Source organism: Paracoccus homiensis (assembly GCF_900111675.1).
Taxonomy (GTDB): Bacteria; Pseudomonadota; Alphaproteobacteria; order Rhodobacterales; family Rhodobacteraceae; genus Paracoccus; species Paracoccus homiensis.
On record NZ_FOHO01000001.1, the window covers coordinates 124218 to 137257 of the forward strand.

A 13040-nucleotide genomic window follows, 5' to 3' on the forward strand; every position below is an offset into this window, starting at 1 on the left:
GGAATTTTGACATGACGCTGGATCTGACCGTGGCCGACGCCGCCGAAAAACCTGCCAAGACCCTTCCCGATGCCCAGACGGTTACCGCCGTGACGCATTGGACCGACACGCTGTTTTCGTTCCGCGTGACCCGCCCGGCAAGCCTGCGCTTCCGGTCGGGCGAATTCGTGATGATCGGCCTGCTGGGCGACAATGGCAAACCGATCCTGCGCGCCTATTCCATCGCCTCGCCCAACTGGGACGATGAGCTGGAATTCTATTCGATCAAGGTTCCGGACGGGCCGCTGACCTCGCGTCTGCAACATATCCAGCCGGGCGACCAGATCATCCTGCGCCCCAAGCCCGTGGGCACGCTGGTTCTGGACGCGCTGCTGCCGGGCAAACGCCTGTGGTTCCTGGCCACCGGCACCGGCCTTGCGCCCTTCGCCAGCCTGATGCGCGACCCCGAAACCTTCGAGCGTTACGAGCAGGTCATCATGATGCACACCTGCCGCACCGCGGACGAACTGACCTATGGCCGCGAACTGGTCGAGAACCTGAAAAACGACCCGTTGCTGGGCGAGTTGTATGGCGAGGATTTCGCCAAGCGCCTGCTGTACTACCCGACCACCACGCGCGAGGATTCGCCGCTGATGGGCCGGATCACCGACAACATGACCTCGGGCAAGGTGTTCCAGGATCTGGGCCTGCCCCCGATGGATGCCGAAACCGACCGCGCCATGATTTGCGGCAGCCTGGCGTTCAACGTCGATGTGAAGGCGGTTCTGGAAGGCTTTGGCCTGCGTGAAGGCGCCAATTCGGACCCGAAGGAATTCGTGGTCGAGAAGGCCTTCGTGGGCGAAGGCGTCTGACCTTTCGCAACATGGGTTTGACGGGGGCGCGGCATTGCTGCGCCCTTTTTCGTTCGCTGCGGCGCTCGACATGAAAAGACCCCGGACAAGGCCGGGGTCTGTGCGTCATGCTGGGGTCCGTCAAAGATGGCGCGGAAACTCGATCTTGGGGCAGCGGTCCTGAATGACGGTGACACCACGCGCCTCGGCCCTTGCGGCGGCCTGATCATGGCGCACCCCCAGCTGCAACCAGATTGTCGCAAGGTCGGGCAGGACGGCCAGGGCTTCGTCAACGATGGCGGGCACCGCCTCGCTGCGGCGGAACACATCGACCATCTGCACCCCGGCATCGCGCGGGATATCCGACAGGCTGGCATAGACGGTTTCGCCCAGAATCACCTTGCCCGCGTGGCCGGGATTGACCGGGATCACGCGAAAACCCTGCGATTGCAGATAGCGCGCGACACCCCAGCTTGGCCGCGCCTCGTCGGGCGACAGGCCGACGACGGCAACAACCCTGTTAGTGCGGGCGATGCGGCGGATGTCTTCGTCATCCTCCAGTTCAAGCTCCATGGCGAACCTCCTCTCTCCCCCTTAAGTCGTAGGACAGTCTCATATAAAAGGCGCCCGGTCCAGAAATCTGGCCGGGCGCAAGTCGCGGAACGAGGGACAGTGATCCGAACATGACCGTTCCGAGGTCATGTTCTGTGATGTAAATGAGCATCATAGGGGGAAAGTTCCACCCCGATCGCGCTTTCGTGATTCGAAGCCGTTCACATTCCGGAAGTCAACGCAGGGTGACGAAAGCCTGCTTTGCGTCCTTCAGAACCTGCCGGGGGGCCTTCCACAGACGCTGTTCCGCCGAATCGGAGCGCAGAAGGTAAAGCTGTTTGCCCACGATGGCGAAGTGTCGGGGATCGCCCGCGACCTTGCGCCCCTCCAGCAGTGAAACCGGGCACAGCCCGCCAAAGGCCGGGGCATAGGCGTTCGGGTTCGCCTCGAACCGGTCGCGATTCGCCTCAGAGGCGAAATGCCACAGCTGCCCCCGCCACATTGTCGCAATCTCGCTGCGACCCGGCATCGCGCGGCCATTGGCATAGGCCACCGCGTCATAGCCTTCCAGCGCCCAATCCTGTGCCGTTGCGGGCAGGACGGGAACGAAGGTCAGCAGGGATGACAGGATCAGATGCTTCATCGATTCGGACGTTGTGGCTGGACCAAACAGTTCTGGCAGCCCCGCGCCCAATTCTCAACGCTTGCGTGCAAATGTCGCGCCCTTGTGAATTCAGCCCCGCGACGCCGCATAAAGCGCCACCGCCGCCGCGTTCGAGACATTCAACGACCCGAAATCCGCCGCAAAGGGGATGCGGACGATGTGATCGCAGGTCTTCATCGTTAGCTCGCGCATCCCCGGCCCCTCCGAGCCCATGACCAGACAGATCGCGCGCCCCGGCAGATCGGCCAGCAGATCAGGCAAATCCCCCTCGCCCGTTCCATCCAGACCGACAAGGATGAACCCCATCTGCTTCAACTGCGACAGGGCTTCGGCCAGATTCGGCACGCGCAGATAGGGCTGCCGTTCCAGCGCCCCCGAGGCGGTCTTGGCCAGCGCGCCGGTCTCGGGCGCGGAGTGACGGCTGGGCGCGATCACCGCGCGTGCGCCGAACACCTCCGCCGAACGCAGGACCGCACCGATGTTATGCGGATCGGTCACCCGGTCCAGCGCGACCAGAAGCGGCCGCGTCTCGCCCGTGGCTTCGCGCAGGGCAACCTCGCTGAGGCTGCCCCATTTCAGCGGCTTCACCTCCAGCGCGGCGCCCTGATGGACGCTGTCGGGCGCAAGCGGCACCTCTTTGCCAAAGACGCGCGGATCGGTCACCTCGGGGGTCATGCCATGCAGATCGCCCAGACGATCCAGCGCGTTCTGGGTGACGACCAGCCGCAGCTTTTCCCGCGCCGGATTCGCCAATGCGTCACGCACGGCATGCAGGCCGAACAGCCAGACGGTTTCCGCCGCCGCCGCACGCTTGGCGCGTTCCTTGTCCACGACCCATGCGGGTTTCTTCGGTTTTCCTGCTTTGCTGGCCATGTCCGCGTCCTTTTTCTGCACCTTCCTCCATGCGCGGCGAAATCACTTCGCGCAAGCCCCGGAAATCCGCTTGACGCCCCCGAACTGTGCGGCTAATCACGCCCCCACGCTGATTGCGTTCAGCGGGCGACGTGCTGCAAGGTGCGGCAGCGGACTGTAACTCCGCCGGGGAGACCCACGCCTGGTTCGATTCCAGGGTCGCCCACCACTTCTCCCCAAGAATGGTGTTCCGACAATCGCGGCCTTTTGGTCCGTGCGATGGCGGGTTAGTGTCCGGCTGACGGAAATCAGGATCAGCCCATGGATCACGCGTCGGATAACAAGGACTTGCAGCCGATCAACCTGCTGATCGTCGCCCAGTCGGGCCGACTGGAATACGAGGCGCTGATTCTAGCCGCCAGCCTGCGGGCCGAATCGCATGACGTGGCGCCCTGCCTGTTCATCGCCGAACCCCGCCCCGAGGGCGCGTGGCAGGGCCATGATACCGCCTTGTCCGATGCCGGGCGCGAGGTGCTGGACTGGCTGGGCGCGACCATCATCCCCTTCACCGCGCAACATTTCGGCGCAAGCTATCCTCATGGCAACAAGATCGAGGCGCTGCAGGTTCTGCCCGCCGATCAGCCCTTCCTGTTTCTGGACAGCGACACGTTGATCACGGGGCCACTGCAAGGGCTGGATCTGGCCCGGCCGTCTGCGTCGATGCGGCGCGAAGGGACCTGGCCGGTCCCGCCTCTTTACGGTCCGGGCTATGACGCCATCTGGCGCAACCTCTACGATCGCTTCGGGGTCGATTTCGAAGGCTCGATGGATCTGTCCCAGCCGGACGAACACTGGGAACGCTATCTGTATTTCAACGCAGGTTGGTTCTGCGGCCCCGATCCGGTCGAATTCGGGCGGCGCTTTCTGGAATGGTCCCGCACCCTGCGCGATGAGCCGGGCGAGATGCTGGCCTGTCAAAACCTGGACCCGTGGCTTGATCAGGCAATCCTGCCCCTTGTCGTTCATTCGCTTGGCGGCGGCCGCCCCGACAAGGCGCAGGCCCGGCTGGACGATGATCTGACCTGCCATTACCGCAAACTGCCCCTGCTTTACGCATGCAAGGATGACCGCGTGCTGGACCGGCTGGAACATGCGGTCGCGCCCAATCGCATCAAGAAGCATCTGCGCGAATGGGAGCCTGCGAAAAAGCTGATCTATCAGGGCAAGGGCCGCGACAAGATCCGGCCCCTGTTTGATCGCGACCGGCTGCCCTCGAAGGAACAGCCGATCAGGAACCTTCTGCGTAAGGAAGGCTGGTGGCTGGTCTAGGCGATCACGCCTCGCCCGCCCCTTCCGAGGACCGCGCCCACAGATTCACGTCGCCCTTGGCGGTCAGGTCGTCGATCTGCGCCAGTTCGGCATCGGAAAACTCCAGATTGTCCAGCGCACCGACGCAATCCTGAACCTGCGAGGGGCGCGAGGCCCCGATCAGCGCACTGGTCACCCGACCACCACGCAGCGTCCAGGCCACGGCCATCTGCGCCAGCGTCTGACCGCGCGACGCCGCCAGATCGTTCAGCCCGTTCAGCCGCGCGATCATGTCATCGCTCAGCCAGTCCTGCGACAGGGACTTGTCCTGCGCCGCCCGGCTGTCCTGCGGGATGCCCTTCAGGTACTTGTTGGTCAGCATCCCCTGCGCCAGCGGAGTGAACACGATGCTGCCGACGCCCAGATCGTCCAGCGTATCCAGCAGACCGTCATTTTCGACCCAGCGGTTCAGCATGTTATAGCTGGGCTGATGGATCAGGCAGGGCGTGCCCAGATCCTTCAGGATCGCCACGGCCTCGGCGGTGCGCTCGCTGTTATAGCTGCTGATCCCGGCATACAGCGCGCGCCCCGACCGCACGATGTGATCCAGCGCGCCCATGGTCTCTTCCAGCGGCGTTTCGGGATCGAAGCGATGCGAATAGAAGATATCGACATAATCGACCCCCATCCGCTTCAGCGACTGGTCGCAGCTGGCGATCAGGTATTTGCGGCTGCCCCATTCGCCATAGGGGCCGACCCACATGTCATAGCCGGCCTTGCTGCTGATGATCAACTGATCGCGATAGCCCGCGAAATCGTTGCGCAGGATATCCCCGAACGCCTCTTCGGCGCTGCCCGGCGGCGGGCCATAGTTATTGGCCAGATCGAAATGGGTGATCCCCAGATCAAAGGCCTTGCGGCAGATGTCGCGCTTGGTCTGATGGGGCGTGTCATGGCCGAAATTGTGCCACAGCCCAAGGCTGATCGCGGGCAGTTTCAGCCCCGACCGCCCCGTGCGGCGATACTGCATCCGGTCATAGCGGTCGCCCGCGGACTGGTAGCGCATTTCCTCAACCATGGCTCAGAACCTCGTTGCAGCGGGCACAGACGCCCGCATGTTCATGGGTGCCGACATCGGGCAGGATCTTCCAGCAACGCTGACATTTCTGCCCTTCCGCCAGTTCGAAGACGACGCCAAGACCGGGGGCCTCGGCCATGCGGAACGCGTCGTTCGGGACCGGATCACCGGTCAGCGACAGGTCCGACACGATGCACATATCGGCGAAGTTCACCGATTTCAGCGCGGCCAGCATATCGCCATCCTCGACATGCACGACCGGCGCGGCCTCCAGGCTGGCACCGATGGTCTTGTCTGAACGTTTGACCTCCAGCGCGGCGGTCACCACGCGACGGGCGCGGCGGACGTGATCCCATTTCGCGGCCAATGGCTCGTTCAGCCAATCGGCGGGCGTGACGGCGAAATCCTGAAGATGCACGCTGTCCGATTCCGAGGGGAAGCGCGACAGCCAGACATCCTCCATGGTGAAGGGCAGGATCGGCGCCAGCCATGTCACCAGCCGGTGATACAGGATGTCCAGAACCGTCCGCACCGCGCGACGACGGGTACTGCCCGACGCATCGCAATACAGCGCATCCTTGCGGATGTCGAAATAGAAGGCCGACAGATCGACGGTGCAGAACTGGAACAGCGTCTGGAACACGCCCTGGAAATCATAGGCGTCATAGCCCTTGCGGACGACATGATCCAACTGCGCCAGACGGTGCAGCACCCATTGCTCCAGCTCGGGCATCTCGGCCGGGGTCAGCCTTTCGGCGTCATCGAAGCCGTCCAGCGCCCCCAGAAGGAAGCGCAGCGTGTTGCGCAGGCGGCGATAGCTGTCGGCCGTGCCCTTCAGGATCTCTTTCCCGATCCGGCTGTCGGCGGTGTAATCAACCTGCGCCACCCACAGGCGCAGGATATCCGCGCCATATTGCTCGACGACCTCGGCGGGCAGGATCGTGTTGCCCAGAGATTTGGACATTTTCATGCCCTTCTCATCCAGCGTGAAGCCATGGGTCAACACGCCCTTGTAAGGCGCACGCCCCTTGGTCGCGCTGGCCTGCAACAGCGACGACTGGAACCAGCCGCGATGCTGGTCGGTCCCTTCCAGATACAGATCCGCAATCCCGTCGGCTGTGCCATCGGCCCGGTCGCGCAGCACGAACGCATGGGTCGAGCCGCTGTCGAACCACACATCCAGCACGTCCATGACCTGCTCGTAGGCTTCGGGATCGGCCACACCGTCCAGAACCTGCGCCTTGAAACCGTCCTTGTACCAGGCATCCGCGCCCTCGGCCTCGAAGGCGGCGATGATGCGGTCATTCACGCGAGCATCGCGCAGCAGGAAATCCTCATCCGTCGGCTTGGCGCCCTTCCTGACAAAGCAGGTCAGCGGCACACCCCAGGCGCGCTGGCGCGACAGAACCCAGTCGGGCCGGTTCTCGACCATCGAATGGATCCGGTTGCGCCCGGTCTGCGGCGTCCATTTCACCAGCCGGTCGATGCTGGCCAGCGCGCGCTGACGGATCGTGTCGCCATATTGGTCCATGCCGTCGGTCAACGGCTTGTCGATCGCCGCGAACCACTGCGCGGTGTTGCGATAGATCAGCGGCGCCTTGGACCGCCAGCTATGCGGATAGCTGTGCTTGATCTTGCCCTTGGCCAGCAGCCCGCCGGCCCATGCCAACTGCTTGATCACGCTGACATTGGCCGGACCGTCCTTGCCATCCGGCGCAACGATGGCCTCGCCGCCGAACAGCGGCAGATCGGCACGATAGCTTCCGTCCGGCTCGACGTTATAGGTCATCGGCAGCTTGAATTTCAGTCCAAGCTGATAGTCGTCATCGCCATGACTGGGCGCGGTATGCACGAACCCCGTGCCCGCATCATCGGTGACATGATCGCCCGGCAGCATGGGAACGTCGTAATCCCATTCGCCTTGCGCGCCCTCGACTCCGCGCAGCGGATGGGCCAGCACGACCCCCTCAAGATCACCCGCCGGAACATCGGCCACCCGCGTCCAGCCCTCGATCTTGGCCGAGGCCTTGACGCTGTCGGCCAGCGCATCTGCCAGGACCAGCAATTCCCCGGTACTGGCGGTCGCGTTCTCGGCCACCTCGCCCACCTCGTAAAGGCCGTAGGCGATCTCCGGGTTGTAGGCGACCGCACGGTTCTGCGGGATCGTCCAGGGCGTCGTGGTCCAGATCACGACACTGACAGGCTTCTTCTTTGCAAAAATACCCTGTCCGCTCTCCACCTTGAACCGCACCCAGATGGTGTGGCTGGTGTGGTCGTGATATTCGACCTCGGCCTCGGCCAGCGCGGTCTTTTCGACCGGCGACCACATCACGGGCTTGCTGCCCTGATACAGGCTGCCATTCATCAACAGCTTCATGAACTCGGCGGCGATCACGGCCTCGGCGTGGAAATTCATCGTCAGGTAGGGATCGTCCCACTTGCCGGTGACCCCCAGACGCTGAAACTCGCCGCGCTGGACATTGATCCAGTGATCGGCAAAGCGGCGGCATTCCTGCCGGAATTCGACCACATCGACGGCGTCCTTGTCCTTGCCCTCGCTGCGGTATTTTTCCTCGATCTTCCATTCGATCGGCAGGCCGTGGCAGTCCCAGCCCGGCACATAGCGCGCATCGCGCCCCATCATCTGCTGGCTGCGGGTGATGAAATCCTTCAGCACCTTGTTCAGCGCGTGGCCGATATGCAAGTTGCCATTCGCATAGGGCGGGCCGTCATGCAGGATAAAGGGCGCACGGTCGCCCGCACGGGCGCGCAGCGTGTCATAGATGCCGATCCGATCCCAACGGGCCAGCCATTCCGGCTCTCGCAGGGGCAGGCCCGCGCGCATCGGAAACTCGGTCTGCGGCAGGAATACGGTATCGCGGTAATCAGGCGCGTCTTGATTGGGGGTGTCGGCGCACATCGGGGGCGTTCCTCTTTCGGGCCTTCATCGGACGTTCGGAAGGCAATCTGTCAGACATGAAAGATCCCGGCAGCGCGAAACCTCACGCTACCGGGCCGCTAATTCGTATGCCGAACGCCCGAAATCTCATGCCTGCTTCTATAGAAAGGCCAGGGTCGGGCTGCAAGCGCCTGCCCGCAGGCCCGAATGCGTCATGGCAGAAACAGCCCTTAGCGGCTAGTCTGCGGGCAGACCCCCGACAGAATCGCGACAGGCCATGACCGACGCCCGCCCGCACCGCCCCAAGATCGACATCCGCCGCGGCCAGATCACGCGCTTTGTGCGCCGCCGCTACGGCATCCGCGGGACATTGCGACTGCACCGCGCGGCGCTGGGATGGGATCTGTTGCGCGCGCCGTTCAATGTCGCCATGGCCCCGGTTTTTCTGCTGCTGCGCCTGACAGCGACGTTGCTAACCCTGCTGGGCGCTGACCGTGCCGGGCAATGGCTGGGACGCCGGCAGGTCTTTCTGGTCTCGGATGTCGCGCGGCAGATCAAGCGCGATCTGGCGCAGCTGATCGCGGACATGCAGCGCGACGGCACCGGACCGGATGCCGGCCCGCAGGTGATCGAGCGCGAATTGTCCCGCCATGTCGAAACCCGCAACGCCGTGGCCGAGATCACGACATCGCTGATCGTGCTGACGCTTGGCCTGTTGATCTTTCACCGCGCCACCCCGGGGGTGGTCTCTCTTGCCGGACCCGTCGCCGAGATGCGCGCCCATGCCGAGGCCGTGCGCGACTTCACCTTCGGCAGCGGCCTTGGACGGCTGTGGTATGGCGCATTCCCGGTGCAGATCCCGCCCTGGCAGATCGTGGCGACAGGCGTGGTCCTGGCCATCATCGGATCGCTGATCACCACCTTCGCGGGCCTGATCGCGGACCCGGTTCAGGTCATCACCGGCACCCATCGCAGGCGCATCGCCCGCCTTCTGGAGAGACTGGATCACAGCAGCCCCGAAGGCGGGTTGGAGCGCGAGCATCTGCTGGCGCGCGCCGGTGACCTGTCGGATGCCGCGCTCAGCATCTGGCGCAGCCTCAGGGGTTAGCCCCGGCCGCGATATCCCGGCACGGCTTGATCGGGCAACCACAGGTTCCCGGGTGCCGCACCCGTCTGCCAGAACACGTCGATCGGCATCCCGCCGCGCGGATACCAATAGCCGCCGATCCGCAGCCAGACAGGCGCGATTTCGCCCACCAGACGTTTGCCGATCCCGACGGTGCAATCCTCGTGGAAGGCACCGTGATTGCGGAAACTGCCCAGAAACAGCTTCAGGGATTTCGATTCGACCAGCCAATCCCCCGGCACGTAATCGATGACCAGATGCGCGAAATCGGGCTGACCGGTGATCGGGCACAGGCTGGTGAACTCGGGCTGCGTGAAACGGACCAGATAGGTTTCGCCCTGCTGCGGGTTCGGCACCCGCTCCAACACGGCGGATTCGGGGCTGTCTGGCAGATCGGTTTTCGCGCCCAACTGGGTCAGCGCGTCGGTGTAATGGCTCATGCGAGGCTCCTGTTTTGACCGGGTGGACCACGACCGGAACGTCCGCATAGCAGGCCCCGCGCCCCGCGTCACGCCGTCCTCTTGCGTCAGGCGAAGCTTAGGCCGATCTTGCGGCCATGCTGGCCCGATTCGACATCACGCCCGAACAGATCGACCGCGTCGTCGCCGTGTTCTATGCCGCCGTGCGTCGCCACGAAGATCTGGGACCGGTCTTTGCCGCGCATGTCAGCGACTGGCCCACGCACGAGGCGCGCATCGCCAGCTTCTGGAAAGGCGCGATCCTGTATCAGCCCGGCTTCGATGGCAGCCCGATGCGCGCCCATATGCAGGCAGGAAACGTGATGCCCGCGCATTTCACGGCCTGGCTGGCGCTGTTTGATGAAAGCCTGCGCCGCTGCCTGCCGCAACCGACGGCGACGGCCTGGTCCGCGCTTGCCCATCGCATCGGGCGCGGGCTGCGCATGGGGGTCGAGGATGTGCAGCGCATCCATGAACCCGGCCCGCCGATCCTGCGCTAACCCCGGTTTCGCGGCGGGCGCGGACGATAGATCGGCAGCCGCCAGCCCCAGATCAGGCTGCCTGCGCGCAACACCCAGACCAGCGCCGCCCCAAGGATCAGCGCCTGCCCCTGCCCCAGCCCCGTCCACAACCCGATCACGGCCCCCGTTGCCCCACCAAAGGCGGCGGTCAGATACAGTTCGCCCTGTTTCAGTACCAAAGGCACCTCATTGCCGACGACATCGCGCATCAGGCCGCCGAACGTGCCGGTGACGACGCCCATGATGACGACGATCACCGGTCCGAAACCGCCCTCGATCGCGACACCTGCCCCGGCCGCCACGGCCACGGCCAACGCCAGACTGTCCAGCCAGATCAGCACGCGATAGCGACTTTCGAACAGATGCGCGGTCCAGAACACGGTCATTGCCGCCGCCGCCGCGATCAGAACATAGGCGGGCTGCGCCACCCAGAACACCGTTTCACGGCCCAGAATCAGATCGCGCAGCGTCCCGCCGCCCACAGCCGTCAATGCCGCCATGAAGACAAAGCCAACAGGATCCAGCTGCTGCCTGCTGGCCACCAACGCCCCCGTCAGCGCAAAGATCAGAACCGATCCGTAATCCAGCGCCGAGACAAGCGATTCCGGCGTCATTTGAAGGGCGCCATGCCCGCGCGGGCAAGTTCATCCGCGCGTTCGTTCTCGGGATGACCCGCATGGCCCTTGATCCATTCCCACCGGACATTATGGCGCTTTTGCGCCTCATCCAGCCGCTGCCACAGCTCGACATTCTTCACCGGCTTCTTCCCCGCGGTCTTCCAGCCGTTCCGCTTCCAGCCATGGATCCATTGCGTGACGCCGTTCTTCACATAGGCGCTGTCGGTGGTGATGGTGATGTCGCTGGCGCGGGTCAGGGTCTCAAGCGCGCTGATCGCCGCCATCAACTCCATCCGGTTATTGGTGGTGTCCGCCTCGCCACCCTGCAATTCGCGCTGCTTGACGATTGCCTCGCCATCCATCGCACGCAGCAGAACACCCCAGCCACCCGGTCCAGGATTGCCACTGCAGGCGCCGTCGGTCCATGCAAACAGTTCAGCCATCCAACCCCACATATCCCGGCAATGCCGCAACCCTCTCGATCCAGGCACAGACAGCCGGAAACCCCGCCATGTCGAACCCGCCACGGCTGCCCGCCGTATGGGTATAGGCATAAAGACAAATATCGGCGAGACTGGCTCCATCCCCGACCAGCCAATCCCGCGCGGCCAGCCGCTCTTCCATGACGGCCAGCAACGCATGCCCGCGCTTCAGCAGATCGGCCATGCGTTCGGGCGTCGCCAGATGCGCGCGCGACGGATAGCTGCGCAGCGCCGCCCGAACCGCGATCACGCCCTCATGCTGATTCTGCTCCCAGAACATCCAGGACAGCATCTGCGCCCGCGCGAAGGCATCATCCGGCACAAAGGCCGTGCCATCGCCCAACCAGGTCAGAATCGCATTCGATTCGGGCAGCATCCGCCCGTCATCCAGATGCAGAACCGGCGCCTTGCCGAATGGCAGTGCGCCATCCGCCTTGGCAGCGATCAGGGCGTCCGAGGCATCCTCGACATCGACAAGTTCGCAATCGCGCCCCGTCAGCGCCAAAAGCAGCCGAACCTTGTAGCTGTTGCCCGAAGAAGGCATCGAATAAAGCCGCATCGTCATCTCTTTGCCTTGGCTCAAATATCCCGGGGGAGTCGCCGGAACGGCGACGGGGGCAGCGCCCCCTTCTTTTCTGGATGTGACCCTGATCAGGCTGGCTCGCGCAGAACGCGCGGAACCTTGAACTCGACATTTTCCTGCGCGGTTTCGACGATCTCGACCATCACATCATAGCGATCGCGAAACGCGGCAATGACCTCGTCCACCAGAATCTCGGGCGCGCTGGCCCCGGCGGTCACGCCGACCGCGCGCGATCCGTCGATCGCGCGCCAGTCGATCTGATCGGCCCGCATCACAAGCTGCGAATAGGCGCAGCCTTCGGCCCGGCCGACCTCGACCAGACGTTTCGAGTTGCTGGAATTCGGCGCGCCGATCACCAGAAGCGCATCAATCTTCGGCGCAACCGCCTTTACCGCCGCCTGCCGGTTGGTGGTGGCATAGCAGATATCTTCCTTTGCCGGGCCGATGATCGCCGGAAACCGCGCCTGCAGCGCCGCGACGATCGCCGCGGTGTCATCCACCGACAGGGTGGTTTGCGTGATGAAGGCCAGCCGTTCGGGATCGCGTGGTGCAATCGTTGCGACATCGGCGGCGGTTTCGACCAGGATCACCTCGCCTTCGGGCAGCTGACCCATCGTGCCCAGCACCTCGGGGTGGCCCTCATGGCCGATCATGACCATCTGCAATCCGTTCGCGTGGTGACGTTCAGCCTCGACATGGACCTTGCTGACAAGCGGACAGGTCGCGTCGACGAACACCATTTCACGCCGACGTGCCTCGGCGGGGACGGCCTTGGGGACGCCATGCGCGGAAAAGATCACCGGGCGGTCATCGGGGCATTCATCCAGCTCCTCGACGAAGATCGCGCCCTTGTCGCGCAGCGAATCGACGACGAACTTGTTGTGGACGATCTCGTGCCGGACATAGACCGGCGCGCCCCATTTCTGCAGCGCCATCTCGACGATCTTGATCGCCCGGTCGACGCCGGCACAAAAGCCGCGCGGTGCGGCCAGATAAAGGGTCAGAGGCGGTTTTGCGTGTTCCATGATCCTGCCCTAGCCTGCGCGACGCCGCGCGTCCAGCGTTGGAGG

14 protein-coding genes and 1 tRNA gene are annotated in these 13040 nt (G+C 64.1%); 5 read left to right on the forward strand and 10 right to left on the reverse strand.

The annotated features are described in order from the left end of the window. The first annotated feature begins 11 nt into the window (after positions 1 to 11). Positions 12 to 851 (forward strand): ferredoxin--NADP reductase, encoded by an 840-nt coding sequence (locus tag BMX67_RS00650; protein ID WP_090731684.1) that lies wholly within the window; start codon positions 12 to 14, stop codon positions 849 to 851. 120 nt (positions 852 to 971) lie between these two features. Here BMX67_RS00650 and BMX67_RS00655 read toward each other — a convergent pair whose 3' ends face one another. The 3 genes from BMX67_RS00655 to rlmB all read right to left on the reverse strand — a co-directional run bounded on the left by BMX67_RS00655 (position 972) and on the right by rlmB (position 2919). Then, positions 972 to 1403, reverse strand: a complete 432-nt coding sequence (locus BMX67_RS00655; RefSeq protein WP_090731686.1) for a CoA-binding protein — start codon at positions 1401 to 1403, stop codon at positions 972 to 974. Positions 1404 to 1617: 214 nt separating this feature from the next. Continuing rightward, positions 1618 to 2025, reverse strand: coding sequence for a YHS domain-containing (seleno)protein (locus BMX67_RS00660; protein WP_090731688.1), 408 nt, complete (start codon positions 2023 to 2025; stop codon positions 1618 to 1620). Between the two features lie 90 nt (positions 2026 to 2115). Next, complete coding sequence (rlmB, locus tag BMX67_RS00665; protein ID WP_090731689.1) at positions 2116 to 2919, reverse strand: 23S rRNA (guanosine(2251)-2'-O)-methyltransferase RlmB; 804 nt, start codon at positions 2917 to 2919, stop codon at positions 2116 to 2118. 124 nt (positions 2920 to 3043) lie between these two features. On the opposite strand from rlmB, the gene BMX67_RS00670 reads away from it, so the two are divergent. Together BMX67_RS00670 and BMX67_RS00675 are read left to right on the forward strand one after the other, a co-directional pair. Beyond that, positions 3044 to 3127 (forward strand) — tRNA-Tyr (locus BMX67_RS00670). Positions 3128 to 3219: 92 nt separating this feature from the next. Next, a complete protein-coding gene (locus BMX67_RS00675) occupies positions 3220 to 4227 on the forward strand; it encodes a hypothetical protein (protein WP_090731691.1) in 1008 nt (335 codons plus the stop codon). Between the two features lie 4 nt (positions 4228 to 4231). Here the strand turns inward: BMX67_RS00675 and mgrA are convergent, their stop codons facing one another. Next, a complete protein-coding gene (gene mgrA / locus BMX67_RS00680) occupies positions 4232 to 5272 on the reverse strand; it encodes an L-glyceraldehyde 3-phosphate reductase (protein ID WP_090732179.1) in 1041 nt (346 codons plus the stop codon). Positions 5273 to 5276: 4 nt separating this feature from the next. Beyond that, positions 5277 to 8204: an isoleucine--tRNA ligase gene (ileS, locus tag BMX67_RS00685; RefSeq protein ID WP_090731692.1), complete on the reverse strand. Its 2928-nt coding sequence runs from the start codon at positions 8202 to 8204 to the stop codon at positions 5277 to 5279. 256 nt (positions 8205 to 8460) lie between these two features. On the opposite strand from ileS, the gene BMX67_RS00690 reads away from it, so the two are divergent. Beyond that, positions 8461 to 9291: a DUF6635 family protein gene (locus tag BMX67_RS00690; protein ID WP_090731694.1), complete on the forward strand. Its 831-nt coding sequence runs from the start codon at positions 8461 to 8463 to the stop codon at positions 9289 to 9291. Here BMX67_RS00690 and queF read toward each other — a convergent pair. Next, positions 9288 to 9749 (reverse strand): preQ(1) synthase, encoded by a 462-nt coding sequence (gene queF, locus BMX67_RS00695; RefSeq protein ID WP_090731696.1) that lies wholly within the window; start codon positions 9747 to 9749, stop codon positions 9288 to 9290. The genes BMX67_RS00690 and queF overlap by 4 nt on opposite strands. A gap of 116 nt (positions 9750 to 9865) precedes the next feature. On the opposite strand from queF, the gene BMX67_RS00700 reads away from it, so the two are divergent. Next, positions 9866 to 10267, forward strand: a complete 402-nt coding sequence (locus BMX67_RS00700) for a group III truncated hemoglobin (RefSeq protein WP_090731698.1) — start codon at positions 9866 to 9868, stop codon at positions 10265 to 10267. Here BMX67_RS00700 and BMX67_RS00705 read toward each other — a convergent pair. The 4 genes from BMX67_RS00705 to ispH form a co-directional block, all read right to left on the reverse strand. Next, the gene (locus BMX67_RS00705; protein WP_090731700.1) at positions 10264 to 10902 is read right to left on the reverse strand and encodes a trimeric intracellular cation channel family protein; all 639 of its coding nucleotides are present in this window, start codon (positions 10900 to 10902) and stop codon (positions 10264 to 10266) included. The two genes, BMX67_RS00700 and BMX67_RS00705, sit on opposite strands and share 4 nt — an antisense overlap. Continuing rightward, a complete protein-coding gene (gene rnhA / locus BMX67_RS00710; RefSeq protein ID WP_090731701.1) occupies positions 10899 to 11348 on the reverse strand; it encodes a ribonuclease HI in 450 nt (149 codons plus the stop codon). The genes BMX67_RS00705 and rnhA overlap by 4 nt, the downstream gene beginning before the upstream one ends. Further along, the gene (locus BMX67_RS00715; RefSeq protein ID WP_245739027.1) at positions 11341 to 11952 is read right to left on the reverse strand and encodes a glutathione S-transferase family protein; all 612 of its coding nucleotides are present in this window, start codon (positions 11950 to 11952) and stop codon (positions 11341 to 11343) included. The genes rnhA and BMX67_RS00715 overlap by 8 nt, the downstream gene beginning before the upstream one ends. 86 nt (positions 11953 to 12038) lie before the next feature. Next, on the reverse strand, positions 12039 to 12995 hold the full coding sequence (gene ispH / locus BMX67_RS00720; protein WP_090731704.1) for a 4-hydroxy-3-methylbut-2-enyl diphosphate reductase: 957 nt from the start codon (positions 12993 to 12995) through the stop codon (positions 12039 to 12041). Positions 12996 to 13040: the final 45 nt, after the last annotated feature.

Excerpts from the sequence above, each read along its gene's own strand:
- BMX67_RS00650 (WP_090731684.1), top strand. The coding sequence starts at position 12 with ATGACGCTGGATCTGACCGTGGCCGACGCCGCCGAAAAACCTGCCAAG.
- BMX67_RS00655 (WP_090731686.1), bottom strand. The coding sequence starts at position 1,403 with ATGGAGCTTGAACTGGAGGATGACGAAGACATCCGCCGCATCGCCCGC.
- BMX67_RS00660 (WP_090731688.1), bottom strand. The coding sequence starts at position 2,025 with ATGAAGCATCTGATCCTGTCATCCCTGCTGACCTTCGTTCCCGTCCTG.
- rlmB (WP_090731689.1), bottom strand. The coding sequence starts at position 2,919 with ATGGCCAGCAAAGCAGGAAAACCGAAGAAACCCGCATGGGTCGTGGAC.
- BMX67_RS00675 (WP_090731691.1), top strand. The coding sequence starts at position 3,220 with ATGGATCACGCGTCGGATAACAAGGACTTGCAGCCGATCAACCTGCTG.
- mgrA (WP_090732179.1), bottom strand. The coding sequence starts at position 5,272 with ATGCGCTACCAGTCCGCGGGCGACCGCTATGACCGGATGCAGTATCGC.
- ileS (WP_090731692.1), bottom strand. The coding sequence starts at position 8,204 with ATGTGCGCCGACACCCCCAATCAAGACGCGCCTGATTACCGCGATACC.
- BMX67_RS00690 (WP_090731694.1), top strand. The coding sequence starts at position 8,461 with ATGACCGACGCCCGCCCGCACCGCCCCAAGATCGACATCCGCCGCGGC.
- queF (WP_090731696.1), bottom strand. The coding sequence starts at position 9,749 with ATGAGCCATTACACCGACGCGCTGACCCAGTTGGGCGCGAAAACCGAT.
- BMX67_RS00700 (WP_090731698.1), top strand. The coding sequence starts at position 9,866 with ATGCTGGCCCGATTCGACATCACGCCCGAACAGATCGACCGCGTCGTC.
- BMX67_RS00705 (WP_090731700.1), bottom strand. The coding sequence starts at position 10,902 with ATGACGCCGGAATCGCTTGTCTCGGCGCTGGATTACGGATCGGTTCTG.
- rnhA (WP_090731701.1), bottom strand. The coding sequence starts at position 11,348 with ATGGCTGAACTGTTTGCATGGACCGACGGCGCCTGCAGTGGCAATCCT.
- BMX67_RS00715 (WP_245739027.1), bottom strand. The coding sequence starts at position 11,952 with ATGACGATGCGGCTTTATTCGATGCCTTCTTCGGGCAACAGCTACAAG.
- ispH (WP_090731704.1), bottom strand. The coding sequence starts at position 12,995 with ATGGAACACGCAAAACCGCCTCTGACCCTTTATCTGGCCGCACCGCGC.